Below are 24,879 nucleotides of genomic sequence, written 5' to 3'. Positions count from 1 at the left end.
CACGATTAGATTATAAATCCGCTGTATACCATTCCAATATTAATTACGATATGAAAAGCAAAACTTGGATAGATGCTTTTTGTTTTAAGTGTGATGATTGCGTATACTACCCCTGCAACTGAAATCAACAAACTGAGAGGAATTGAAAAACCAATTGCGAGATGAAGAAGTCCAAAACCAACACTTGTAACGAAAATAGCATACCCTGTTGAAGTGAATTCCTTAAGAGCTGAAAGCATGATCCCTCTCCAAATAATTTCCTCGAAAACTGCATTAATAAGTGAAAAAAGTAAACAAAACAAGAATAACGATTGGAGATACTCTACATCCTTTTGCAAAATAAAAAACAAATATACCGTTCCATTAACGACTATTCCAATTATCCAAAACCAAAATATATTAATTTTATGAAACGGTAAAACGATAGGGTTTTTCCAATCAGGTTTTTCATTGTACCAAGAAACTTTCTTTTTAAAAATGAGATAGTTAAGAACCATTCCTATAATGATAAAAATAAGAAAAAGACGATTTAGAAGGATTTTCATTTCCTTTGAGATGGTCAATGTTCCAATGAAATTATTAGAAACCATAAAAATCAGAAAACCGATTAGAAACGATAACAGCAACGATAGAATGAATCGCTTTTCTTTATTGAAGAATAACAATATGACAAATCCCAGAAATACAAACGCAGTAACGATTCCTTGTTGATAGGAAATGGAAGCAATGCCTCCAAAAAACAAAACGGCCATAATAATTAACATAAAAATACCCCCTTTTCACATTACAATCCAATCGCCAATATCCAAAAAATGAAGCAGTCCAATTCAATATCCGAATTGGACTGCTTAGTGATATCCTCATTACTATTTGTCCTCGATATCCAACCTGTTATCCGATAAACAATTTGTCTTTTAAACTCCCCAGCTGGTTCGTTCAGCAGCTGGCTTGTATTTTCTCATCGGACCATTTTCAAGTACTTCTTGAAGATAGAGGTTCCCACTTGGACTTGTTTTTTTGAGAAGATCCATTAGGTATGTAATATCGTCTAGTGCTCTATGTGTTTGGTGGTTTGTAATTTGATGAGCTTGTAAAAGTGTTAGTAGTTTACCGTTAGGAAACCCATGATTTTTCCACTTTACCCCACGCATTGTACAATACCACATTAAGTCATTAACTTCTGGATACATATGATAAAGAAAGCTTCTGTCAAAGGAGGCATTATGGGCAAAGACCGAATCCGCTCGATGAAAGTAAGTCTTGATCTTCCTATCAGTGAAACTCTTCCCTTCAACTAATTCATAGGGAATACCGTGGATTTGGTAGGCACGGTCATAGTTCCTTCTAGCAGAACTGGATAGGGGCTCTCTCAAAAAAGAATCTTCTTCAAGAATTTCTTGGATTTCTCCCGTATCTGTTCGGTAAGAAAACAATTTCAATGCTAGTTCGATTACTTCATCTGTAGCCGGCCCTAAACCTGTTGTTTCAACGTCCACTACTAAACCTAACTTCTCAAGTTTCCGCATAAATCTCATTCCTTTGATAATATTATGAATACTATTATATCATTTTCAGCTAATAGAAAGCTCACTAATCGGCACGCATCCCTTTAATAAATGCCTTGATAATCGTCTCTAAACTCTCATCCAAATCCAATGTCATTTTGAAGCCTCCGCTTTGCTCTAATGAGGAAAAGCCATGCAAGATGCTGCGGAATCCTCTTACCGTATGCAATGCTCGCTCTCCTTGGAGATCAAATGCTTGTAAAACACGTACAGAGAGTTCTACTATTTTTGCCCCTGCTTGCTGTACATCCTCATCTTCCATGTCAGGTGCCAGTAAGGTAGCCTCATACAAACCTGGATGTTTCCGAGCAAATTCTACGTAAGCTTTACTAATCGCTAATACAGCCGCTTCACCGGAAACCCCGACAGCTTCATAAGCCATTTCCTTATAAAGCAAATCAATCCCGTATATCGCCATTTTCTTTCTTAATCCTCCTAATCCCTCAAAATGGTTATATAAGGAGGGCGGGCGGATATTCAATTTTTTTGCAAGGTTTGCCAGTGTTACCTCTCTCATTCCATGGACGTCTGCAATCTCACCAGCTGCTTCAAGAATCTCATTTATCTCAAGTCCTACTTTTGGTCTTGGTGACATTTTTTAAAAACTCCTCTATTTTATTTTCTGCTCAAAATTACGAATGGCCTGTTCCATTGCCCCCAGCGGTTTATCCAACATTTGCCCATGCCCAACCGCCAGAAGACTAGGTTGATAGCTCACTAATTTCTTCGCACTTATAACCGCAGTTTGTTTACTCCATGTGCCCAAAGCAGGGAAAGGAAACCATGGCTTTACGTCTCCTGCCACAGCAATTCCACCTCTTGTTTGAAACGCATCCCCTGCAACTAAAGCATGGGTGCGAGTATCAAAAAACGACATCGATCCAGGTGTGTGCCCAGGAGTTTCAATTGCTGCAAGAGATCCGACAAGTTCTCCCTCTTTCAATAAAACATTCGCTCTCGTTTTCAGCTTTTTCGGTACTCCACCTTTAATAGGAGTGTTGTGTTCATGCTCGTTAAGTGATGTGTCTCCTTGCATTATTCTGTTATCACGCACTGAAATATACACAGGGACCTCAGGAAGAACATCCTTTATCTTATCAAGGGCCCCAACATGATCCTCATGCGCATGAGTCAAAACAATTTTGTTAATTGGTTTTCCAATCCTCTCTGCCGCCATGAATATCCCTTTCATACTATATGGCAGTGCAGCATCAATCAGAGTTAAACCTTCTTCTTCTTCCACCAAATAACAATTCACCGGGAACAAACTTGCCATGAAGGTAACCTGATATAAAAACCCGTTTTTGATCAATCTCACTATAATCAACCCCTTTAACTAATATCATTAGTTTTATTTTAACTAATGATATTAGTTTTAACAAGTAAAAAAACACAAAATGTTTTAGAAAATTAGTATGGTAGAGATTAGTTACAAATGCTCAGGAAGCATTCATTCGATGAATGCGATATAGAATTGTTGTTCGCAATTTGTTCATAACTTTTTTACAATAATGTGAATTAGTAAATATTTTATCCTCAATTCGAGATACATTTGTTATATTAGCTGTGTAGAAATTATTAATAACTTATTAACGGGGAGATGCTTCAAATGTTTATGAACTTTTTAAGGGAAAATAAGATTGCAGCCGGTATTTTAACAATTTTACGTTTATATTTAGGATATGCTTGGTTCACAGCAGGACTGGGAAAAATACAAAGTGGTGCTTTTGATGCTACTGGTTTCTTAGGCAATGCCGTGAAAAACCCAGTTAAAGGACCAGATGGCAGTGTGGTTTATAGCTGGTATGTGAACTTCCTTGAAAGCTTTGCGATACCAAACGTGGATATGTTCAACTTCATTGTTCCTTGGGGCGAGACATTAGTTGGTTTAGGACTTATGTTAGGATGTTTAACAACAGCTGCAGCGTTCTTTGGTTTAATCATGAACTTCTCTTTCTTCTTAGCAGGAACAGTTTCACATATTCCAACTGACCTTTTCTTAGGCTTTATCATCTTAGCAGCAGGCTTGAACGCAGGCCGCATTGGTCTTGACCGCTGGGTGGTTCCATTCATCCGTAAAACAGTTCTCAAAGGTAAAGAACCAGCAAAACAACATGCTTAACATAAAAATGCCTCAGTCACATTGTGATTGAGGCGTTTTTTTATTAATAAATATTATCTTCTCCACTCTCAAAACCGACTCGATCTTGATACCAATTTGTAACTTGCGTAAGTATAGCAAATACAACAAAGAAGTTCATTGCCCATACGTTAATAAAAGGAGCTAAACCTCCAAATTCAATTCCATGATAACCTTTTATTTTCATAACAATCATCGATTCTATAAAAATTAGAACAAAACCCAAAACACCAGCAACAGCCATTCTAATCATTTTGGTTCCCCTCCATATTATCCATAATGTTTATCCTATATATAAATTTGACAATTTTGTGAACTATAATCTTATTATAATCCAAACTTTTTGTGAACAACAACAAAAAACCTTGAATTTTTAAAAAAGATTTTTTAGAGGAATTAAGAAGGCAACTTTCTTTCCGTTTGGTCTTAATTGTCAAAACTATTACCATGCAAATATGAACCAAGCCCTTGAAAAACTCGTAAAAAACGAATATTATAATATGGTTAAAAAAAATTGTTCGTGTTTTGGAGGAACCCCTTATGTTTAAGCTAAAAGAAAATCAAACCAACACTAAAACAGAATTACTCGCTGGAATTACAACCTTCTTTACAATGGTTTATATTGTGGTGGTTAACCCCGTGATCCTCGCTGATGCCGGTGTACCCTTTGAACAAGTTTTCACGGCAACAATTATTTCTGCCGTTGTTGGGACACTTTGGATGGCACTATTTGCTAACTATCCAATCGCTATCGCTCCCGGTATGGGACTTAATGCTTACTTTGCCTATTCGGTTGTCGGCGGTCAGCAAAATATTAATTATGAGACAGCCTTTGCAGCCGTTTTTATTGCTGGGATTATTTTTGTCATCTTGTCTTTAACACCTTTCAGAGAAAAATTAATTGATGCAATTCCCGAAAACCTCAAATATGGGATTTCTGCAGGGATTGGCTTATTTATTGCTTTTATTGGGATGCGCATGACTGGGATTATTGTGGCTCATCCTTCTAATCTTGTTGGATTAGGTGATCTCCAATCTCCTTCCGCCCTATTAGCAATTGTTGGGCTTGCGGTCACACTCATATTAATGGCACTTCGAATAAACGGAGCTTTATTTTTGGGAATGATCATTACTGGGCTTATTGCCTTTTTGACTAACCAACTTTCATTTGATCAAGGCTTTATATCGCTTCCATCTCTACCTGAAGGGTTATTAATAGGAAACCCGATTACAGCTTTAAGTGCTGTCATTGGGCACAGTCTTTATGCAGTTGTCTTTTCATTCATTTTAGTTACAATCTTTGACACTACCGGAACCATGATCGGTGTAGCTAATCAGGCAGGTTTAATGAAAAATGGAAAATTGCCACGTGCAAGACAGGCCTTGCTCTCCGACTCAGTTGCAACATCAATTGGGGCCATGTTTGGTACAAGCCCAACAACAGCCTATATTGAATCTACATCTGGAGTCGCTGCAGGAGGACGCACAGGTTTAACTTCTCTTACGGTTGCGACCTTGTTTTTTCTTTCAGCATTCTTTGGACCACTTGTCAGTGCAGTATCGGGGATTTCAGCCATAACCGCTCCTGCCCTCATTATTGTCGGCAGTATGATGATGGGAAGCATTGCGAAAATAAAATGGGACGAATTGGACGAAGCCTTTCCTGCATTCCTTGTGATTCTGAGTATGCCGTTAACCTCCAGCATTTCAACCGGAATTGCACTTGGTTTCATCAGCTATCCCATTTTAAAGATGGTAAAAGGAAAATGGCGTGAGGTACACCCTCTTCTCTATATATTCGCAGTATTGTTTTTTTATCAGCTTGCCTTTTTACCACATTAAAAAATGGAGTCCCAACGACTAAGTTGGGGCTCCATTTCATTAGAACTTATTCGGGAACTGCTTGATAATTCCATTTGAAAGGAAATCTGCCATATGCATTAAATGGTCTTGATTTTTGTCTAGGGCTGTAATATTTGCATTCCAATCCTTCTGAAGTTTAGCAACCACACCATCTGTGATCAGTTTTAAATGCACATACATCATGTCATTTAATTCTTTTTTATTGTAATTTGGGTTTGCAGCAGATAAAAAGTTCGTAATATCATCTGCATTTTTAAACCAATCCGTGTTGTATTTTTTGAAGTCAGCCTGATTCCCACTTTTCGCTGCAGCCACTACTTTGCCGGCAATCAGAATATGCCCTCTTAACAATTGTGCAAGCTGGTTGCCTGCTTCCTCACCGTAATAGGGCTTAATTGCATTCCCAAGTTCGTCCTGGTTTTTCAATAATCTAGCTAGTACCGGTTCTTGGTCCTCTAGACCTGCAATTGCACTGACTATAAATTTTTCTGTCCAAAAAGCGTGTTCCGTCCAAAGTTCCCTCAAATTCACTCTAAGTTGGACAGTTTTTTGACTTATTGGCTGCACTGCTGTTTGTCCTTCGGCTTGTTTGGTCTCTTCCGCATTTGTGAATGATGGGAAAATTAAGACTAAAGAGAGTAGCAAAAGCATGGTTTTGGATAAATAATTGTTCAAAAAAATCATCTCCTCCTAATAAATTGAATCTGGCATTTTATTATGAGTTTTTTTACTCACTATCACTCAAATGAAAAAAAATTTTTTATCTTCATAATTTCCACATAACTTCTCTATAACTTCTACAAATGTTTATCTTATGATAAGGGTAACTTATTTGGGACTTAGGTTTTAGGAACCTTATTTCTTAAAAACTTCCCATAATTTAGCTTGGTACCCCGTGTACCAAGCTCCTTTTTTGTTCTTTGAATAGTACCTTTTTTTCTGGGCAGTTTAAATAATTAAAAAGGGAAAGTTTATGATAGGACTTCTGATTGCAATTGGCACCTTTAACTTACTAGCATTTTCCACAAACAAACGACTAACTGGGAATCAAATCCTTCATATTTGGCTATTTACGATTTCCTTTCAACTACTTTTTGATCTGTTTGTGGAGTTCAAATATCATGCTTATTGGTATTTCGGCAAAGAGCTAGAATGGAGAGGAATTCTCCCTCATGTTTTCCTAGTCCCACCAGTAAATATGATCTTTTTAAATTGGTATCCTTACAAAAAAGCATGGTTAAAACAACTTTTTTATTTAGTCAGTTTTGTTATTGCTATTTTAATTTACGAGGTTATAACCTTGCGCCTGATCCATGGGGATATTTTCATTATGGCTGGTGGAAGCTGTGGCATGCGGCAATACTCGATCCAATCCTCCTTTTAATCCTGTTAGGATTTTATAAGTGGATTTGTAATCTTGAAAAAACTGCCTTTTTAAAAAGAAGTAGTTAATTCTAGTTGATATTATTACCTGCGCTTTTGATGACCACAGGTAAACGCTGTTTTGACTTTCATGAATTTATACATGATGTTTGCGCGCCTGCCTTTTAGAGTTCGCGGGTTTATTTTGGAGTAAAGGCATTCCATAAATCGCTTATCACAGTAACAAGACGAGTTGCCGCGTTTAAGACATAAATCATGTTTATAACAACAGGAATCCACATCATTTATCGGTGCTCCAGGTCCGCTGCACCCAGGTCCACACCATTTGTATCCTGGAAAAATGCAGAAAGAAGGACGATTTTCTCGATATCTCATATTTTCTCATCTCCTTTATATAAAATATGAAGATGTGAGACAATCGGAAACAGCTTGTACATAAAAAAAGAGAAATCATTTCTGATTACCTCTTTTAGGGACTAAAACTTAAATATTTTATAAATTGCTTTCATCGTCTCTGGGCTGCAAAAACTAGTGAAATGATCTTTTAGTTTCATTTTAGCTTCATCAACTTTGATCGTTGCTTTACCAATTTTATTTTTCTCTGCCCAATAGTCCATTGTTTCGAAGGAAGTACTGCTCCAGCCATTTTTCTCCCCTGCTTCGTTTGTTTTCGCCTTTGTACCTGATACAACAATATCCATGGACCCCTGCAATTCCAATAGACCGTTATCAAACAGCTTTTTCATATCTTTATCCTTCATCCCAGCTTGGACTCTCAATACTCTTGTATCGATTCCTTCATTCTCACTTATTAGTGTGTACAGCTCTACTGCTTCTCTGGACATTAAACCGTCATGGTACCGCTCGTTAACAGATCGAGGGGATCCTAAAGTAGAATGAATCAATGGCAACAGTTCACTAGAAATTAAAACTGATTTCTTCTTAACAAACTTTCCATATGCGGCTATTCCATCCCCTGGAAATATCGCACGCCATAGCCATGGGTCTAACTCGGAACCCGTATGCCAATGTTCTTTCGAAGTAATGCTGTCTAGTGAAGGATAATTAGGGACGAGCTGTGTCAGGGGCAGAAATCCAATTTCTTTTATTACCTCTATTGCTTCTTCATATGTACGTACTTTATAATCCAGCACCCTAAGCCAGCTCCCTAAAAATTCTATCGACTTCAGTTTCTAAATCCGCTAGTAAATCAAAGGTAGATTGGGCTCCCAAACTATCAACTACATTGGTGTAATACCACTTTTGCTGTTCTTTCCCTGCATTAAATCTTGTCCAAACTTCCTCACCAATTTTTTCATAATCGCTAATGATAGAACGGATGTTATGTAATTTATCGGCACAGACAACAGCACGAATTTCTTCTGAAGCTGTTTTTAAAAATTCAATCGTATGCTCCTTCCTATCCTTCCACGGAAGTGACTTATCAGGTTCTGAACTCCCTTCAACTATTTCAGCTATTTCAGCACCAAATTCCTTTTTTAGTTCTTCAAGTGTCAGCGGTGTATCCTCAACCGTATCATGTAGAATTCCTGCTGCAACAATTTTATCACTGTATCCTGCTTTCAATAACATCATCCCCACAACAACAGGATGCGTAATGTAAGGAATATCAGTGTTTTTCCGATATTGTCCTTCATGATTTTTACTAGCTGTTTGAAGTGCTTTTTCAATTAGATCCATTTCTTAAATCCTCCAATCTCCATGGTCTTGATAACCTTATTTTAACATATTGTTCCAATCTCCTCCCTTCCAGCCCTTTTCGACATTAGAATTTATTTTAAACAAGAATTTTGTATAAACGTCCAATCACTTATTTTGGGACAAGCATATTTTATTGTACAAGCCATGAAAGGGGGGGATATGGAATGAGTAATGATAGAAGACATGAGGAAGAAGATCGCAGAAGAGTCAGAAGAGTCTTTATTGATGCAGAAGAAGTTATTATCCGCACTGAAAGAGTAAGAATTGAAGGCGAAAATAGAAGAAGAGACGACAGACATGATGATGACAGAAGACGACCATTCTCGTGGATCTAATTGATTCGACAAGGGAATAAGTAATATTCCCACAGGCTGGTGAGACAAGCAATTCTCACCGGCCTGTTTTTAGTTTACAACAATGATTCAATCCGTCTATGAAATCTTGGACAGCAAAATTACAGATACCCGTTATCAAACGATTGAAAATGGCGAGCACCACTATACATCGTTTAAAAAAAGATTTCCAACTGTATTAGCTTATCTATGTTCCAATATTTGATTTAAAAAAGGTATGGCGAACCAATGCCATACCTTTTACTATTAAAATGGTTTTAAAATCATCAACGCAATGATAATGATGAAAATGGCGTTTGCTAAGTGTTCATAACGGAACAGAGCTTTTGATAATCGGAAATACTCGTCTGGAATATCCTCGCCCTTATGAGAGACCAACAATTCCTTTACCGGTTTGGACCTTGGTGATAATAGAAGTGGACCGCTCCCAAGTGCTACTAAAAAAAGTACCAGACTGGTTACATACCAGCCCATTCTAAATAGGGCTGGATTCATTAAGCCCATTAGTAATCCCGTAACGAGCAGCAGCGTACCGCCAACCATTACAAAGATATGTAATTTATGTCTAATAGCATAGGAATGCCTTAGTTCTGTCATTGTTTTTCCCGATTTTACAACAGTCGTTAAGATAAAACCAGGTCCCATGCCTAAAATCGCCGAGAAGATATGTAAAACTACGATAATTTTATAGAAAGTCATTTTTCAATCAACCCCCATTCTCTAGCCTACATAATTTTAACATAATGGTGGTTGAAACAGTTTTAATGTACTTAATCTGTCAAAAAACTTTCTTTTTTTAATGATATAATTATGAGGAACATAGGACGTATGGCAGGTGAAGGAGAAAGCTTTATGAGAAAAATTATTAAATTTTTATATATTATAATCGGGTTTATTTCCCTCGGGTTGGGCGTCTTGGGTCTGATTTTACCTGTATTACCGACAACTCCATTATTACTATTAGCCTCTTATTGTTTTGTAAAAGGATCAGAAAAATTCGAGCGCTGGTTTAAGGGAACCAAACTCTATAAGCGTCATTTAGAGACCTTCGTAAAAGAGAGGGCAATGACATTAAAACAAAAACTTTCGATTTTGATATTTGCTGATGTGATGATCGCTATTCCATTCTTTATCCTTGATAGTGTACTTGTCCGAGCTATGCTAGCTTTGATTGTGGTTTATAAATATTATTACTTTATCTATAAAATAAAAACCGTAAAATATTGAAAAATAACAGAGAGCTAACAGCCCTCTGTTATTTATATTTGCCTGCAATATCGGAGTGATAGGTAGTTTTCTCCCGCTACATTCCCATTACCTTGGACATGTTCTAGATTCGCTTTACAAATTTTGACCGTAACGGTTCCCCTACTTAGTAAAAGTGAGCTGATAGGCTTTTACAATGATTCCATCGTTAGCAGGTTCAAAGTCGTATTGTGGCAATCTCTCGAATCCCAATCGCTCATATAAACTCATCGCACTTTTCATAAAATCTCCTGTATGAAGTCCAATCGCATGATACCCTTTCGCCTTTGCCCGGTTGATACACTCTGAAATCAATGCAGAAGCTACTCCTTTGCCTCGTGCTAAAGGAGATACCGCAAGCATCCTTATTTCAGGGTAATCCAAGTCCTCAACTTGCCCCTCATAGGCGTCCATTTTTGCAGGAAACAAAGCAACACTTCCTAAAATCTCACCATCGAATTCTGCTACGAGCAACTCAACACCTGCCTGTGTATCTGCCTTTGATGAAATCCCCTGTTTTAAAGCCTGCCAATGACCATCTGGAATTTTGGCTGCATGCTCTTCATAAGAGCTTACTCTTTGTTCACGAATGAAAGCTAATTCACCTTCCACAGCTTCACGAATGATCATACACTACACCCCTTTGATGAGAAATTTTTCTGCCTTATTACTTAATTGTTGACGATTATGCTGAGAGAGAAGGCCAGAAAGGTCCGGTCCCTTTGGTAAAATACCATTATGACCTTTTTGATCATTACTTGCTATATGATTAGATAGATGATAATGGCGTTTAATCGCATCAAAATCAGTGGTATCTCCAAACCCTGGAGTTTGATATAAATCTCGCAAATACCCCCATAGATTTGGAAAATCAACAATACGATTCCGATTTGTTTTGAAAGCAGCGTAATAGGCCGCATCAAAACGGATCAATGTAGCGTACAAGCGCACATCCGAGTCGGTAATATAGTCCCCAAATAAGAAACGCTGTTTCGATAGCCGTTCCTCAATTACATCTAATCTTGCAAACAGAATATCATATGCCAGTTCGTAAGCTTCTTGGGATTGGGCAAAACCACATTTATATACCCCATTGTTCACTTCATGGAAAATGACATTGTTTAAGGCATCTATTTCTCCTCGTAGGGAAACCGGGTACAAATCTGGTGCATTTTCCTTGTGAAATGGTGCCCAAACAGTCTCGAGATAGTTTGTTAGTTTAAAATAGTCATTATTGACTGCCTTTTTTTCCTTCACATCTACCATGACAGGGACCGTGGGTCTACCAGAGTAATTGGGATCCGCATTCTTATAGATTTCACTCATATAGCGAATACCCAAAACTGGGTCTACTCCATTCTCATCTAATGAAAATTCCCAATCTACATGAGGAAGCTTGGGCCGCATGGGGCTTGCTGTACCTAAACTGATTACCTCTTCTAATCCCAGAACTCTTCGAACGATGACGGAACGATGTGCCCATGGGCAGACCGCAGACCATAATAGTCGATATCTTCCTGCTTCAACAGGTAATTCACCTTCACCGATTCCAAAAGGTGTGTCAAATCTATTTTTTTGACGGTTAAACGATCCATCAGCGTTTATCTCAACTGTTATAGTTCCTTGCTTATTTTCTGTCATTTTACTTCCCCCTTATCTATTTGATTCAGTCTCATTTTAAATGCAGCACCCTATGTTCATCATCTAAATATGCGCCATTCAGTTTCATAGCCTTTTCTTCAAGTCCATATACTTTAAAGCCAAGACTTGTATATAGCTTTTTTGCAGCCTCATTCGTTGCAACCACAGATAAATTTATTTTCTCAATGGCTTCAATTGTTTTTGCTTTATTAATCGCTTCTGTGAGCAATGCTTTGCCCACACCTAAACCCTGCTTCCTAGGTGTGACGTACATGGCATAAATGTTGGCACGATGCTGAATTTTTTCAGCTTTTTCTTGCAACAATGTGACAACCCCAATTAGCTCGTCACCTTCAAAGGCCCCAAAGGTATGATTCACTTCTTCGGTGAAATTCCGTGCAACCTGGGAGATAGGATCTTCTCTTTTTATCGCATCTTCATAACTTGTTAAAAATGCCTCAGGCGCTTGCTTTAAAGCTTCTAATCTCAGTTCCCAATAGCTTTTAGCATCCGAAGGTGTTAGCAGTCGAATCTCCATAAACATCCACCCTTTATATTTAAATGTTATATCTAGTATATTACTAAAATTCAAAGGAGATAGAAAATTAAAGGTTTATACTGTTTGTTTGTTTAACCTTTCAAGCTCCTCTTCTATTCTTGTTGGATCTATTCGTTCAAATAAAGGCTCGACATTTGATAATACTGTTGGTTTAACCAAAAAGGGCTTCCAGCTTGTCTCTGATATTTTCAGCAGATTTTTAACCTTTTCACTTGAAAATGGAAGAAACGGAGTTAGGATATGTGCTAAGTTGGCAATCAAATAAACGCAATCTGCAAGAGTTTGTCCACATGACTCTGATTCTTCCTTGACCTGTTTCCAAGGCTGTTGTTCATCAAAATATTTATTTGAGAATCGAACCAGTTCGAATACTCTTTCCAAGGCTTGTTTAAAAGAGGCAGCTTCAATTAAGCAGCCTGTTTCCTCATATAAAGATTGGACTTTATCTTGAATAGCAGGTGAAATAGCCCTTTCTGGAATTACACCATCAAATGATTTCGTAATGAACTTCAACGTCCGATTTACAAAATTACCATACGCCCCTAGCAATTCACTATTATGACTGTAAATAAATTCTTTCCAAGAAAAATCAGCATCCCGACTTTCTGGAGCGTTTATTGTTAAAAAATAACGAATCGAATCTGGGTCATACCTTTCTAAAATATCAGGAACCCATACGGCCCAATTTTTACTGGTGGACAATTTCTTTTTTTCTAATGTCAGATACTCGTTAGAAACGATATGGGTCGGCAATGGTTCTTTACCAAGACCTGCCAATATTCCTGGCCAAATAATGGAATGAAACGGAATATTATCTTTCCCGTGAACGTAATAGGATGTTACCGCTGAATTCCAGAATGATGAATCATCTTTACCAGTTTCCTTTGCCCACAGCTTACTGGCAGTATAATAACCTGAGACAGCTTCAATCCACACATAAATCTTCTTTTCTTCAAATCCAGCAACAGGAACACTTACTCCAATAGGCAAATCTCGAGATACAGCTCGATCCTGTAACCCTTCCTTTAAATAACGTTTACTAAGAGAAATCGCATTGTCCCTCCATAGCTTATTATTTTCTGCATGTTGGACATAGTTTTCCAATTGATCTTGAAGGGAACTTAGTGAAAAGTAAAAATGCTCCGTGAATCTTGTAGTAGGTGGATGTCCACAGATTTTGCATCTACTATTCAGTAATTCAAGTGGTTCTAAAATAGTGGAACAATGATCACACTGATCCCCTCGAGACGGTTCTTTGCATACTGGACAGATTCCTTCCACATATCGTTCAGGTAAGAACTGGGAACATGTTTCACAATAGGTTTGTTCAATTTCTTTTTTATAGATAAGACCTTTATCAAGCAGCTGTAAAAAAATCTCTTGGACAATTTTATGATGATGATCCGTATCGGTTCGAGTATAAGTATCATAGGTAAATCCTAGTTTTGTAAAACAATCAACGAATTCTTGGTGGAATCGATCTGTAATAACTTTCGGTGATACTCCCTCTTGTTTTGCACGTATCGTAATCGGTGTTCCATTACAATCGCTTCCGGAAACATATAGTACTTGTTCCCGTTTTAACCGGTAATATCTTGCCAATATATCTCCAGGCAGTAGACTCGAAATATGACCCAAATGCAATGAACCGTTCGCATAAGCCCATGCACCGCCAATAAAAATACTCATTTGTAAAACCTCCATTTTTTAATAAGGCTGTTTTCGTAACGATTGTTGTTAAAGTCTTAAAGCCGACTTTAACGTGGCAATAGTATTTTTACGCCTTTGAATTTAGTTTGCATGCTCTTTTCTTATTGAATTTATGCTGTTTCTGCTAATACACAGCACAAATAATAATTTATTTACCTAAAAGCAACAAAGTTTAAGAAAAGAGCCTTTAATAAAAATAAAAAAACCCCGCCCTTAACTGTAAAAGTTAAGGACGAGGTTTGAATTCCACGTGATACCACCTTATTTCGCAAATAGCTCACACCATCTGCCTCAGCAAGTACGGAGTTTTATAAAACTACTCTTATACTGTGACGTTGATAACGAGCGTCAAAACTCGTCGCAGCCTACTAATACCAATGGTATGTTCAGTACGAAGCTCAGAGACCATTGTTCAAATGAGTGTTTTTGCTTCTTTTCAGCTCCCGAAGCTCTCTGTGGAAAAACAAGATCATTTTACTTTTTCTCTTCAATGCCTTTATTTAATAAATTAACAATATAATATTCAATTAATTCCCAAAAGTCAATTTAAAAATTTTATTTAACATTCATTTGATCCCACATCTTCATAAAAGCCTCATTCTCCATTTTAAAATACACATCTGTAAATCCATACCGAATATAACCACCTTTTATTAAAAATAGGCTTATTTTTGACCCATCTTGTAGATTGAGAATCAACTCCTTGGAGCCATCATCATTTCTAAAATCACCTAACGCTGCTTCAACACCTTCCCGTGGATGGGGAACCGTTTGATTTAGTGCTTCAACGAAGGATTGCAAAATCGCTGGATCGTTGATTGGATAATAATGTTGTTTATCAAAATCCCAGTCACTAAACTTTCGATATTGTGCATTTAGGAGATTACCATCAATCTTAAGTTTTCCGAAAACATCCTGGCCGGTGGCGATCGTTATTCCATTGAGGCATTCGTAAAACTCAGCATAGAAGTCTCCACCACGTTCAGAATACACCATGATTCTAAAATCCTTGTCATACCCTTTTGCAGTGTATACATCCATTTCACCAATGGATGAAGCGAACTCTTTTGAATACTCATCTTGGGAACTCCATTCATCAATGGTACCTTTTGTCCTCCCTAGCTTCTCTCCCAGCAGGGATTTGGCTTCTTCTACCTCAATACTGGTTGCCGTTTGGGTATATATTTTTCCGTTATAGACGATTAGGCCGATCATATCATAGGATTCATTTTTGGAAGTTGTATCAGGTAGTTCTATTGCCGGAATCACGATTCCTTTTCCTTCTATCACTTGTGGACTTTTGTTATTAGGCAGTGCTTGTTCTGTTTGCAACGTATTCTTATATACTCCATATCCGCCTAGCATAACAAGCAAACCTGCCGCCAACACCATTCCCTTCATCCAATATCTATGATTACCGGACATTTCATTTTTCGCCTGATGGATTCCGCTCTTACTTCTTTCATGAAGTTCTTTTGGTACATCAATTTTGTTCATTTCACTTTTAATGTTATTGCTCATAAAACATCTTCTCCCTTCAGTTCATGACGGAGTTTTTTGATACTGCGATACAAAATAGTTTTGGCCGTACCTAATGGGATATCCAGCGTTCCCGCGACCTCATTGATCGTTAGATCCTGATAAAATCTTAATATAATCACGCTTTTTTCTTCCTCTGTTAGCAATTCAAATAAGTCTCTAAGCGTGATTTCGAGAACAATGTCATCTTTTGCTTCTTCCGAGATCAATTCCTCCTGCCTTGGCCTTAAAGGAATTACTTTTTGTCGTTTTCGCAGTATATCTAGAGCACAATTAATCGCAATCTTCACCAACCATGTTTTAAAATATTTTGGCTCTTTAAGATTTTTAATAGATTTAAAGGATCGATAGGCTGTTTCTTGAACAACATCTAAGGCATCATTTTGATTTTTCACATAGATGTATGCCATACGATAAATTTCTTCTTCATATTCTTGGAACAAGGTTAAGAATGCCTTATCATTACCTTTTTGAGCCTTTTTCACTAAGTGAATAATTAGAACCACCTCTTCTCCCTTTCACCTATTAGACTGCTAATATCTTTATTTGGCTTTACTTTTTTAAAAATTTTCTTTATAAATGGCTATGTTAAATAGTATTGTTGTTTTTCAGGCAAAAAATACGGGAACGTCTGTTTGGACGTTCCCGTTCTTATTCCGTTAAAGATGAGATAATGAAATAAGGTTATTTATTATAATCTTACCAGTGTACTTGAAGTTTATTACCATTTGGGTCATAAAAGTGGAAAAAGGCATGACCATTATCTTCTTTTATATCCTCGACATTTACTTGATTATCAATTAAGTGTTGATGAAATTTAGATAATTCTGGACTTGTAAAGCCAATGCTAAATTCTTGTTCATTATCAATTGTAAAATGTGCAAATGTTTCATCTTCGGTAGGAACTAAGATAAGTAAGAAAGGTCCTTCATTTACTTTTAAAATTCCAAATTCCTCAGTATTGTTTAGTAACTGGAGCCCTAATACATCTCTATACCATTGTGCAGACAGTTCTAAATCTCTTACAGGAATTCTAATATAATGTACTTGTTCAATAAATGATTTACTCATAGCCTACTCTCCTTTATTTAATCTGGTATATCAAATAGTTCCCTTTCTATATCCCTTATTCCTTCAGATTATTGAATTAACCTGCACTTTAACAACTCTTTTTTATAATGTGCCCTTTTCCAATTGTTCTGGAAAACGTTCTCTTTTGGCGGTCTCTAGCTACAAGAACGCATACTTGGTCCTTGCTTATTCCTCTAAACTCTGAACTCCCACCGCGTAACCTTGGTTTTCGTCCTTGGATATTCCGTTTTCCTTTCTCGGGAATAGAGAAAATAGGTTTCATCCATTTCTACTATGCCTTCAAAAAGTTCAAAATCCATCTACTTTAATGCAGTTAGAATTTTATTTTATAAATAAAAAGAGACCCATCGGCCTCTTAACTTTTGCTGTAGTATCCTACCCTTTAGTATCATTCCTATTCTGAGCAGAATTGTTATTTTTTCCTTCTGTGATAACTCGGTCAATATCCAGATACGGTTTACCCTGCAATGCCTCATTGGAAATGATCGTTGAAGTTTCATTATTATCATTCACTTTGACTACCTCCTAAATTTCTTCATGGGTAGTTTATGTAATCACAATGAATAATAGTAAAAATAATTCGTTTCTTTTTTAAAGCCTATTTTTTCATAAAGTCTCTGGGCAGTCACATTATCGTGACCTGTTTCTAAAAATAATCCTTTGGCACCTGTTTCCTCGGCAAATTCAATCGCCTTTTTTAGTAACTTTTCCCCAAACCCTTTTTTACGAGCAGACTCATTTACAAATAAATCATTTAAGACCCAGGACTTTTTCATACTTACAGATGAAAAGGTCGGGTACAACTGCACAAAGCCCACTGCATGCCCCTCATCATTAGCAATAAAAACGACTGATTCCTCGTTTACTAATCTTTTTTTTAAAAATTCTCTCGGACCTTCAAGATTCGATTCCTGATGATAAAAAACTCGATAGGAATTAAATAGTTCTGCTATGGAATCTAGTTCATTTATCGTTGCTTTTTGAATACTCATTCTATACACTCCCTATGAATAATGTAGGATTAATGTTTTTAAAAGCTTATCTAAAGGGATAAATCGGAATCCCATAGACTGAACAAGACTCGTATTGACCGACCACGACCCAGGCAAATTATAGGGAGATGGATCTCCCTCTTTACTTAAAATTGCTCTACCGGGTACAAGTTCTTCAATCAACGTAAATAGTTCACTTAAACTGCAATCTGCTTCAGAGCCTGGATTAATGCCGCCTTGAAAGTCAGATTTAGCCATGCTGTATAAGAAAGCAGCAGCTTCTCCAGAATCAATAAAGCTATATCTATAGTCAGGATTTGCAATGAACATTGCTTTTTCTTCTATCACATGCTCTACGTGGAATTTCAAACGATTCGTATAATCATCTTGACCTAGAATGATTGGGAATCTAACTGCAACCACTGGAATATCAGCATGCTGAAAAAGAATCGCCTCTGCTGCACGTTTTGCTTCCTGGTATCCTACATACCCTATGTACTCGCTTCTTGGCTTTAATGCTGGCTGAAACTTGAAAGGATTAAAGCCATCTTCTGTATGATTCGTGCCAAAATCATAGACTGCTTGACTGGAAGTAAAGACATACTTCTGGACTTTTCCATTGAGTACTTTTAGCGTATCAAGTGCCTCTTGAGAGGAATAACATGTTTGATCAAAAACAACATCCCATTTCTGGTTATAAAAAGCTCGTTCCAAAGATTCAGCATCTTCCCGATCAATGATTAATCTAGAAATTTGATTACCAAAGGAATCGGCCGTCATTCCTCTTGTTGCGATGGTCACCTCAACCTTTTCATTAAGCAATAATTGCACCAGCCTCTTACCAACAAATTGTGTTCCCCCAAGAATTAATGCTGATTTCACGAACATCTCCCCCTTTTTATCCTCCTACTTTTAAGAATAACTTAATTTACCAATGAAGTGATACTCAGAACATTTCCTAATCGTACAAAAATTCCCACAACAACAATAGGGCTTTACTTACAAGGTAATGTAAGTAAAGCCCTATATAAACATCGTATTAAATTGCACCTAACATGATTAATAATTGACGAAGTCCCTCAAGCGCAAATCTGCCTATGTAGCTATAGGCGATGATCGCAATGATTGGTGAGAAATCAATCATACCTAGTGGTGGAATAAATTTTCTAAAGATAGATAGGTAAGGGTTGACGAGTCTCCCAACCAGCGATCCAATCTTAGATGTTTGAAATTGCGGGAACCAGGAACCAAAAATATTAATCAAGATCAACCAATAATAGATATCATAGATATACTTACCTATTACTAAAATAATTGCGCCCAAATTTATTCTTCCTATCTATAATAATTTTTTTCATACTTAACATTTACATATACGTATTATACTCAATAAGGTTTCAAATATATCTATATTTTTAACTAAAATCTTTTTATTTCTAAAAAGCGTGAAAAATCTAAAAGATTCGAAAAACGTTCACCGTCTTTCCTCGGACTTATTAGTATTATTATAGATGAAATATGCTTGGTTTTACTAATTTCTAGGAGGAATTACCTGATGGTGAAAGCAATTAAAGAGTATTCTTTAGCAGCCCTAATGGAAAGAATCGAGGAAATTTTCAATCAAAACCCTGGACCTATTAAAGGATTTAATGCTGTTGTTCAGTATGATGTTTCTGGTGAGGAAAAAGGTACCTATCAGCATTTTTTCAAAAATGGCTCATTAACCATTAAAAAAGGGGTAGAGACAACTCCGACTTGCACGATGCAGCTGTCATATGATAGTTTTAAGAAATTTGTCTTAGGAAAACAAAGTGGCACAATGGCTTTACTCACTGGCAGAGTCAGAGTTTTGGGTAATTTAAGTACTGCTATGAGGATTGAAACGATTCTACGCCGTTACAATATAAGAGAACCATTTTAAATCTATTTGGGAATACTAGCTATGAATCAGGATGCCTTCTAGGCATCTTTTTTATTTGAAGTTCTTTGAACGAAAAAGAATGATTTTGAATTTTTTTGGTTGATTTTTATCGTTTGTAGTTGTAGAATGAAAATATAAAATGAAAGCGTTTTAGGAGGGCGATATTAATGTTAGAGCCAGAACGCCATCAAATGATATTAGAAGCATTGAAAGTAAAGAATACGGTGAAACTTCAGGAACTTGTGGACTTAACGAATTCCTCTGAATCAACAATTCGAAGAGATCTTATCCAGTTAGAACAAGGAAAATTTCTCAAGAGAGTCCATGGTGGTGCTGCTAAACTACAAGGTAAGCTGCAGGAACCAAGCATGTCAGAGAAATCTTCCAAAAACCTTCAAACAAAACGCCAAATTGCACAGTTTGCTAGCAGTTTAGTCGATGAAGGTGACTGTATTTATCTAGATGCTGGATCTACTATTTTCGAAATGATCGCATTTCTTCCAGAAAATATTGTAGTAGTGACAAACGGACTAACCCACGTGAATGAATTAATTGAAAAGAATATAAAAACATTTTTACTTGGCGGCAATGCTAAGCCAAAAACAAAAGCGTTGATTGGACGAGGGGCATTAAACAGTTTAGAACAGTATCGTTTTGATAAGTGTTTTATGGGTGTGAACGGGATACATTCCCAATTTGGCTATACAACTCCAGACCCTGAGGAAGCATTGATTAAGCAACTAGCCCTTTCTTTATCACGGGAAGCATTCGTAGTAGCAGACGAATCCAAGTTTTCGGAAATTGCTTTTGCAAAAATTGCTGACCTTCACCAAGCAATAATTATAACCAATGAATTAGACCCTGATACCCAGGAGCAATATCAAAGTAAGACAAAAATAAAGGTGGTTACCTCATGATTTACACAGTTACTTTAAATCCATCACTTGATTACATTGTAGAAGTAGACCAAGTAACTCTTGGTGCGTTAAACCGTACAAAAAATGAAACAAAATTCCCTGGTGGAAAAGGAATCAATGTTTCTCAAGTATTAAAACGATTAGATGTTGACAGTCGTGCCCTCGGATTCCTTGGTGGTTTTACCGGTGAATATATTGAGGAGTTCCTAAAATCACTAGAGATACAAACAGACTTTGTGAGAGTCGCTGAAGATACAAGAATTAATGTAAAGCTTAAGTCCGAAAAAGAAACAGAAATTAATGCAAAAGGACCAAAGATTACCGCAGAAAACTTTGAAGCTCTGAAGAGAAAAATTCGTGAACTAACAAATGAAGATATCCTCGTTCTGGCTGGAAGCATCCCTTCCACTATGCCAGAGAATACCTATGAAGAGCTTGTGAAACTATGTAATGAAAATGGTACAAAATTTGTAGTCGATGCAGAGGGGGAATTACTGAAGAAAGTTCTTCCATTAAAGCCCTTTCTGATAAAACCGAATCATCATGAACTTGGAGATTTATTCAATACGGTGATTACCACAAGCGATGAGGCAATTTTCTATGGACGAGAGCTTATTAAACAAGGCGCTCAAAATGTAATTGTATCTCTTGCAGAAAAGGGAGCTGTCCTTATCAACAAGGACCAAGACTTCACAGCATCTGTCCCTAAAGGAGAGGTAAAAAGCTCAGTAGGTGCAGGTGATTCAATGGTTGCTGGATTTCTAGCAACCTATGCAAAAACAAAATCAATAGAAGAAGCTTTTCGTTTTAGCGTGGCAGCCGGAAGTGCAACTGCCTTTTCAATTGGATTATGCACACGCGAAAAAATGGAAGGTTTGCTCCCTCAAGTAATAGTAGAAAAGACAAAACAAAGAGGAGAATGATGATGAGGATTACAGAGTTATTAACAAAAGAAACCATCAACCTTTCATTAACAAGTGTGACAAAAGCAAATGCAATTGAAGAGTTGGTATCCGTATTAGACACTGCAGGTAAATTAAGCAATCGGTCAGAATTTAAACAGGCCATTTTTAAAAGAGAAGAACAAAGCACTACTGGGATTGGTGAAGGTATTGCGATTCCCCATGCTAAAACAAACGCGGTAAAACATGCGGCTATTGCGTTCGGAAGATCAAAAGCCGGTGTGAATTACGAATCTCTTGATGGTCAGCCTTCACATCTCTTCTTTATGATCGCAGCTCCAGAAGGTGCCAATAATACACATTTAGAAGCACTTTCCCGACTATCTACGATACTTTTAAAAGAAGAGGTTCGGAAACAACTTTTAGAAGCAACTACAGCCGATGATGTAGTAGCGATTATTAATACCCATGACAAAGAAGAAAAAGAAGAAGATCAATCGATGGCTGGCAAGAAACAATTTATTGTTGCGGTAACAGCCTGCCCTACCGGTATCGCTCACACATATATGTCGGCTGATTCGCTAAAGGCAAAAGCAGCAGAAATGGGTGTTGATATTAAGGTTGAAACAAACGGTTCCGGCGGTGCTAAAAACATCCTTACTGCGGAGGAAATTGAGAACGCAGTAGCTGTTATAGTGGCTGCAGATACAAAGGTCGAAATGAACCGCTTCAATGGCAAGCATGTGATCGAAACAGCTGTAGCCGAAGGGATTCGTAAACCGAAGGAACTAATCGAACGAGCATTAAAACAAGATGCACCTATTTATAGCGGGAGTGGGAAAACCTCTCAGGAGAGTGAACAATCTGGAAGAGGGATTGGAGCAACGATTTATAAGCATTTAATGAATGGTGTATCTAACATGCTTCCTTTCGTGGTCGGCGGCGGTATCTTAATCGCAATCAGCTTTATGTTCGGAATCAATGCAGCAAATCCTGATGATCCAACCTATCATCCAATAGCTGAAGCACTAATGACCATTGGCGGCGGAAATGCCTTTGCCTTAATGGTTCCCATTTTAGCAGGATTTATTGCCATGAGTATTGCGGACCGTCCAGGTTTTGCGGCAGGGATGGTCGGCGGGATGCTGGCTACAAGCGGTGGAGCTGGCTTCTTAGGTGGTCTTGTAGCAGGTTTCTTAGCAGGTTATTTAGTCGTTGGTTTGAAAAAGTTACTTGCTGGAATGCCTTCTTCCTTAGAAGGGATTAAAACGATTCTATTATACCCTTTATTAGGGATCGCTTTAACCGGATTTATTATGCTGTTTGTTATCAATAAGCCTGTTGGTGCGTTAAATACAGCCATTTCCGAGTGGTTATCAGGTCTAGGAACAGGAAATGCGATTTTACTTGGAATTATTTTAGGATTAATGATGTCTTTTGATATGGGTGGACCCGTTAACAAAGCAGCTTATGTATTTGGTACTGGGTTATTAGCAAATGGTGTATATGAACCAATGGCTGCCATCATGGCTGCCGGAATGGTTCCTCCTCTGGGGATTGCACTTGCGACTACTCTATTTAAGAAAAAATTCAGTACACAAGATCGTGAAGCAGGAAAAGTGAACTATATAATGGGGCTTTCCTTTATTACCGAAGGAGCTATCCCATTTGCAGCAGCCGATCCCCTTCGTGTCATTCCATCCGTTATGGTAGGTTCAGCCGTAGCCGGTGCTTTATCGATGTTGTTCAGTATTGGACTTCGTGCTCCGCACGGCGGAGTATTCGTCATGCCACTTGTTGATGGTAACTGGTTGATGTATTTATTAGCAGTGGTTATAGGTGCAATTGTTTCAGCTCTCTTACTAGGATTCTTGAAAAAGTCGGTAAGCAATTAGAATCAGAAAAGCGCAAGCGCCCTGGTCAGCGGAGTATGGCCTCCTCGAAAAAGCTAACGCTTTTTCTTCGTGCGAAGTCTATGCTGCCGGAGCGTTCCTTGTGGAGCGCTCCAACTGAGATAAAGGAAACACGAAGAGCCAGAGGCGATTCGATGTTGACTTATCGTAGGGCGGAGAGCGAAGGACACTAGCCGCTAGGGCGTTGGAGCTGGACAGTAAACTAAGTTCAAAAACTTATACTTATCTTTTGATAAAAGCCCAATTTCCACTATGGAAATTGGGCTTTTACTCTTATTTCAATACGATATTTTCTGTTTTCAAATTAAGCAGATGACGGACTGCATGGGCAAATCCATCTTCATTATTTGACTTTGTAATGATGTCTGCTTTTTCTTGTACATGAAGTGGTGCGTTTGCCATGGCAACAGAAGTTGTTGCTACTTCGAACATCGCTAGATCATTGCCGCCGTCCCCAAATGCAATAATCTCTTCAAAATCTAGATTCATCATTTGCTGATAACGCAATAATGCCTTTCCCTTATGCGCTTCAATTGAGGTGATTTCAACATTATTAGGAAATGAGGAAGCCATTGAAATCTCAAACTTACCACTAAGTGCCTTTTTAACCTCTTCTATTTTTTCTAATTGGTCATAGTGTGTTAAAGCAATTAATTTATAAATTTTGAGCTGGTCTTTTTCAAGAATCTGATCATAATTGAACGTTTCAAAGAGGGTATTAAGTTCTTCTTTGCTTTTTTTGTGTAATGGCGGCAAAGTAGATGGAAAACCTCCATAATTGGTATAGACAAGAATTCCTACACCTAGCTCTTTTAGGATTGGAAAGATTTCTTTATAGGTGGAGAGCGGAATGGTCGCTTCATACAAAAGTTCTTTCGATTTTGAAAATAAAACGGAACCATTGACACAAAAAATAGGTATCTCTAAATTTTGTAATGCATTTATTTTTACAACATCAGCATAAGCCCGGCCAGTGTTCAAAATAACCGTATGGCCCTGTTCATGCAATTCATTAATGGTTTGTAGGTTTGCCTCTGAAATTTCATGTTCAGAATTTAATAGCGTACCGTCTAAATCTATTGAATAACATTTCATCTGTAGTCTTCATTCCTTTCTCAAAGACTACTATATCAGATATTTTGCGATTTAAAAAAGTTTAAATCTGGAATTACTGCTAATCATTTATTCAATCGTATGGGGCTTACTCTTTTTGTGTTATAAACCATCCTTCTGGTTTTTTTTCTAGATGAAAAACATCTTCATCGAATTTTTTTCTCAGTTCTTTGTATTCCTCATTTTCAATTTTAACTTGTGCTACTCGGATTTTCTTAAGTGTAATTTCCGGTTTCTTAATTTCAAAAACCAGATCATTAATAGTAAAAAATGTCCTTTGACGCTTCATTCTCTATGCTATCCTCCTTT

General features: G+C 37.4%; 32 protein-coding genes, 1 pseudogene and 1 other annotated feature. Of the genes and pseudogenes, 9 read left to right on the top strand and 24 right to left on the bottom strand.

The window, feature by feature from the left end:
* Positions 1-5: 5 nt before the first annotated feature.
* The 4 genes from V7124_RS11075 to V7124_RS11060 all read right to left on the bottom strand — a co-directional run bounded on the left by V7124_RS11075 (position 6) and on the right by V7124_RS11060 (position 2,883).
* The gene (locus tag V7124_RS11075) at positions 6-764 is read right to left on the bottom strand and encodes a CPBP family intramembrane glutamic endopeptidase (RefSeq protein ID WP_335488965.1); all 759 of its coding nucleotides are present in this window, start codon (positions 762-764) and stop codon (positions 6-8) included.
* Between the two features lie 150 nt (positions 765-914).
* A complete protein-coding gene (locus tag V7124_RS11070; protein WP_335412513.1) occupies positions 915-1,526 on the bottom strand; it encodes an exonuclease domain-containing protein in 612 nt (203 codons plus the stop codon).
* Positions 1,527-1,590: 64 nt separating this feature from the next.
* Positions 1,591-2,160, bottom strand: coding sequence for a TetR/AcrR family transcriptional regulator (locus V7124_RS11065; protein ID WP_335488961.1), 570 nt, complete (start codon positions 2,158-2,160; stop codon positions 1,591-1,593).
* A 15-nt stretch (positions 2,161-2,175) separates the two neighbouring features.
* A complete protein-coding gene (locus tag V7124_RS11060; protein WP_335412517.1) occupies positions 2,176-2,883 on the bottom strand; it encodes an MBL fold metallo-hydrolase in 708 nt (235 codons plus the stop codon).
* 291 nt (positions 2,884-3,174) lie between these two features.
* Here V7124_RS11060 and V7124_RS11055 point away from each other — a divergent pair, with 291 nt between their 5' ends.
* Positions 3,175-3,687, top strand: a complete 513-nt coding sequence (locus tag V7124_RS11055) for a DoxX family protein (protein WP_335412519.1) — start codon at positions 3,175-3,177, stop codon at positions 3,685-3,687.
* A gap of 43 nt (positions 3,688-3,730) precedes the next feature.
* Here the strand turns inward: V7124_RS11055 and V7124_RS11050 are convergent, their stop codons facing one another.
* Positions 3,731-3,958 carry a hypothetical protein gene (locus V7124_RS11050; RefSeq protein WP_335412521.1) on the bottom strand — a complete coding sequence of 76 codons (228 nt, stop codon included), beginning with the start codon at positions 3,956-3,958 and terminating at the stop codon, positions 3,731-3,733.
* Positions 3,959-4,245: 287 nt separating this feature from the next.
* On the opposite strand from V7124_RS11050, the gene V7124_RS11045 reads away from it, so the two are divergent.
* The gene (locus tag V7124_RS11045; RefSeq protein ID WP_335412523.1) at positions 4,246-5,547 is read left to right on the top strand and encodes an NCS2 family permease; all 1,302 of its coding nucleotides are present in this window, start codon (positions 4,246-4,248) and stop codon (positions 5,545-5,547) included.
* Between the two features lie 39 nt (positions 5,548-5,586).
* Here the strand turns inward: V7124_RS11045 and V7124_RS11040 are convergent, their stop codons facing one another.
* A complete protein-coding gene (locus V7124_RS11040; RefSeq protein ID WP_335488958.1) occupies positions 5,587-6,252 on the bottom strand; it encodes a glycosyltransferase in 666 nt (221 codons plus the stop codon).
* A 289-nt stretch (positions 6,253-6,541) separates the two neighbouring features.
* Here V7124_RS11040 and V7124_RS11035 point away from each other — a divergent pair, with 289 nt between their 5' ends.
* Entirely contained in the window at positions 6,542-6,952 is a 411-nt protein-coding gene (locus tag V7124_RS11035) for a CBO0543 family protein (protein WP_335488955.1), read from the top strand.
* 83 nt (positions 6,953-7,035) lie between these two features.
* Here the strand turns inward: V7124_RS11035 and V7124_RS11030 are convergent, their stop codons facing one another.
* The 3 genes from V7124_RS11030 to V7124_RS11020 form a co-directional block, all read right to left on the bottom strand.
* Positions 7,036-7,326 (bottom strand): phospholipase, encoded by a 291-nt coding sequence (locus tag V7124_RS11030; RefSeq protein ID WP_335412526.1) that lies wholly within the window; start codon positions 7,324-7,326, stop codon positions 7,036-7,038.
* 101 nt (positions 7,327-7,427) lie between these two features.
* Positions 7,428-8,105: an AlkZ-related protein gene (locus V7124_RS11025; protein WP_335488952.1), complete on the bottom strand. Its 678-nt coding sequence runs from the start codon at positions 8,103-8,105 to the stop codon at positions 7,428-7,430.
* Position 8,106: 1 nt separating this feature from the next.
* Complete coding sequence (locus tag V7124_RS11020; RefSeq protein WP_335488949.1) at positions 8,107-8,652, bottom strand: HD domain-containing protein; 546 nt, start codon at positions 8,650-8,652, stop codon at positions 8,107-8,109.
* A 185-nt stretch (positions 8,653-8,837) separates the two neighbouring features.
* Here V7124_RS11020 and V7124_RS11015 point away from each other — a divergent pair, with 185 nt between their 5' ends.
* A complete protein-coding gene (locus V7124_RS11015; RefSeq protein WP_335412531.1) occupies positions 8,838-9,008 on the top strand; it encodes a hypothetical protein in 171 nt (56 codons plus the stop codon).
* Between the two features lie 264 nt (positions 9,009-9,272).
* Here the strand turns inward: V7124_RS11015 and V7124_RS11010 are convergent, their stop codons facing one another.
* On the bottom strand, positions 9,273-9,725 hold the full coding sequence (locus V7124_RS11010; protein WP_335412532.1) for a DUF2269 family protein: 453 nt from the start codon (positions 9,723-9,725) through the stop codon (positions 9,273-9,275).
* A 153-nt stretch (positions 9,726-9,878) separates the two neighbouring features.
* Here V7124_RS11010 and V7124_RS11005 point away from each other — a divergent pair, with 153 nt between their 5' ends.
* On the top strand, positions 9,879-10,253 hold the full coding sequence (locus V7124_RS11005; protein ID WP_335488946.1) for a YbaN family protein: 375 nt from the start codon (positions 9,879-9,881) through the stop codon (positions 10,251-10,253).
* Positions 10,254-10,394: 141 nt separating this feature from the next.
* Here V7124_RS11005 and V7124_RS11000 read toward each other — a convergent pair whose 3' ends face one another.
* From V7124_RS11000 to V7124_RS10945, 12 genes and pseudogenes are all read right to left on the bottom strand, one after another.
* Positions 10,395-10,901 carry a GNAT family N-acetyltransferase gene (locus V7124_RS11000; RefSeq protein WP_335488943.1) on the bottom strand — a complete coding sequence of 169 codons (507 nt, stop codon included), beginning with the start codon at positions 10,899-10,901 and terminating at the stop codon, positions 10,395-10,397.
* Between the two features lie 3 nt (positions 10,902-10,904).
* Positions 10,905-11,912 (bottom strand): glutathione S-transferase family protein, encoded by a 1,008-nt coding sequence (locus V7124_RS10995; RefSeq protein WP_335488939.1) that lies wholly within the window; start codon positions 11,910-11,912, stop codon positions 10,905-10,907.
* A gap of 31 nt (positions 11,913-11,943) precedes the next feature.
* On the bottom strand, positions 11,944-12,450 hold the full coding sequence (locus V7124_RS10990) for a GNAT family N-acetyltransferase (protein WP_335488936.1): 507 nt from the start codon (positions 12,448-12,450) through the stop codon (positions 11,944-11,946).
* Between the two features lie 75 nt (positions 12,451-12,525).
* The gene (metG, locus tag V7124_RS10985) at positions 12,526-14,160 is read right to left on the bottom strand and encodes a methionine--tRNA ligase (RefSeq protein ID WP_335488934.1); all 1,635 of its coding nucleotides are present in this window, start codon (positions 14,158-14,160) and stop codon (positions 12,526-12,528) included.
* A 246-nt stretch (positions 14,161-14,406) separates the two neighbouring features.
* Positions 14,407-14,681 (bottom strand) — a binding site (T-box leader).
* A 55-nt stretch (positions 14,682-14,736) separates the two neighbouring features.
* Positions 14,737-15,702 (bottom strand): hypothetical protein, encoded by a 966-nt coding sequence (locus V7124_RS10980; protein ID WP_335488932.1) that lies wholly within the window; start codon positions 15,700-15,702, stop codon positions 14,737-14,739.
* Positions 15,699-16,205, bottom strand: a complete 507-nt coding sequence (locus V7124_RS10975) for a sigma-70 family RNA polymerase sigma factor (protein WP_335488929.1) — start codon at positions 16,203-16,205, stop codon at positions 15,699-15,701. Before V7124_RS10975 ends, V7124_RS10980 begins: the two co-directional genes overlap by 4 nt.
* A gap of 214 nt (positions 16,206-16,419) precedes the next feature.
* On the bottom strand, positions 16,420-16,791 hold the full coding sequence (locus V7124_RS10970) for a VOC family protein (RefSeq protein ID WP_335488926.1): 372 nt from the start codon (positions 16,789-16,791) through the stop codon (positions 16,420-16,422).
* A gap of 100 nt (positions 16,792-16,891) precedes the next feature.
* Positions 16,892-17,138, bottom strand: a pseudogene (locus V7124_RS10965) (IS1595 family transposase); the annotation flags it as partial.
* 49 nt (positions 17,139-17,187) lie between these two features.
* Positions 17,188-17,325 (bottom strand): hypothetical protein, encoded by a 138-nt coding sequence (locus tag V7124_RS10960; RefSeq protein WP_335412594.1) that lies wholly within the window; start codon positions 17,323-17,325, stop codon positions 17,188-17,190.
* Positions 17,326-17,366: 41 nt separating this feature from the next.
* Entirely contained in the window at positions 17,367-17,804 is a 438-nt protein-coding gene (locus V7124_RS10955; RefSeq protein WP_335488923.1) for a GNAT family N-acetyltransferase, read from the bottom strand.
* Positions 17,805-17,816: 12 nt separating this feature from the next.
* Entirely contained in the window at positions 17,817-18,686 is an 870-nt protein-coding gene (locus V7124_RS10950; protein WP_335412547.1) for an NAD-dependent epimerase/dehydratase family protein, read from the bottom strand.
* 157 nt (positions 18,687-18,843) lie between these two features.
* Positions 18,844-19,128, bottom strand: coding sequence for a YggT family protein (locus V7124_RS10945; RefSeq protein ID WP_335412549.1), 285 nt, complete (start codon positions 19,126-19,128; stop codon positions 18,844-18,846).
* 231 nt (positions 19,129-19,359) lie between these two features.
* On the opposite strand from V7124_RS10945, the gene V7124_RS10940 reads away from it, so the two are divergent.
* The 4 genes from V7124_RS10940 (at position 19,360) to V7124_RS10925 (ending at position 23,439) form a co-directional block, all read left to right on the top strand.
* Positions 19,360-19,725: an SCP2 sterol-binding domain-containing protein gene (locus tag V7124_RS10940; protein ID WP_335488919.1), complete on the top strand. Its 366-nt coding sequence runs from the start codon at positions 19,360-19,362 to the stop codon at positions 19,723-19,725.
* 167 nt (positions 19,726-19,892) lie between these two features.
* Positions 19,893-20,642 (top strand): DeoR/GlpR family DNA-binding transcription regulator, encoded by a 750-nt coding sequence (locus tag V7124_RS10935; protein ID WP_335488917.1) that lies wholly within the window; start codon positions 19,893-19,895, stop codon positions 20,640-20,642.
* Positions 20,639-21,565 carry a 1-phosphofructokinase gene (gene pfkB, locus V7124_RS10930; RefSeq protein WP_335488912.1) on the top strand — a complete coding sequence of 309 codons (927 nt, stop codon included), beginning with the start codon at positions 20,639-20,641 and terminating at the stop codon, positions 21,563-21,565. The genes V7124_RS10935 and pfkB overlap by 4 nt, the downstream gene beginning before the upstream one ends.
* A gap of 2 nt (positions 21,566-21,567) precedes the next feature.
* Positions 21,568-23,439 carry a PTS fructose transporter subunit IIABC gene (locus tag V7124_RS10925; RefSeq protein ID WP_335489141.1) on the top strand — a complete coding sequence of 624 codons (1,872 nt, stop codon included), beginning with the start codon at positions 21,568-21,570 and terminating at the stop codon, positions 23,437-23,439.
* 291 nt (positions 23,440-23,730) lie between these two features.
* On the opposite strand, the gene V7124_RS10920 is transcribed toward V7124_RS10925, so the two are convergent.
* Both V7124_RS10920 and V7124_RS10915 read right to left on the bottom strand, forming a co-directional pair.
* A complete protein-coding gene (locus tag V7124_RS10920) occupies positions 23,731-24,552 on the bottom strand; it encodes an HAD family hydrolase (protein ID WP_335488909.1) in 822 nt (273 codons plus the stop codon).
* A gap of 106 nt (positions 24,553-24,658) precedes the next feature.
* Complete coding sequence (locus V7124_RS10915) at positions 24,659-24,859, bottom strand: hypothetical protein (protein ID WP_335488906.1); 201 nt, start codon at positions 24,857-24,859, stop codon at positions 24,659-24,661.
* Positions 24,860-24,879 lie beyond the last annotated feature (20 nt).

It is taken from the genome of Neobacillus niacini (assembly GCF_036961885.1).
GTDB lineage: Bacteria > Bacillota > Bacilli > Bacillales > Cytobacillaceae > Neobacillus > Neobacillus niacini_H.
This window is presented reverse-complemented; position numbering and strand designations above follow the sequence as displayed.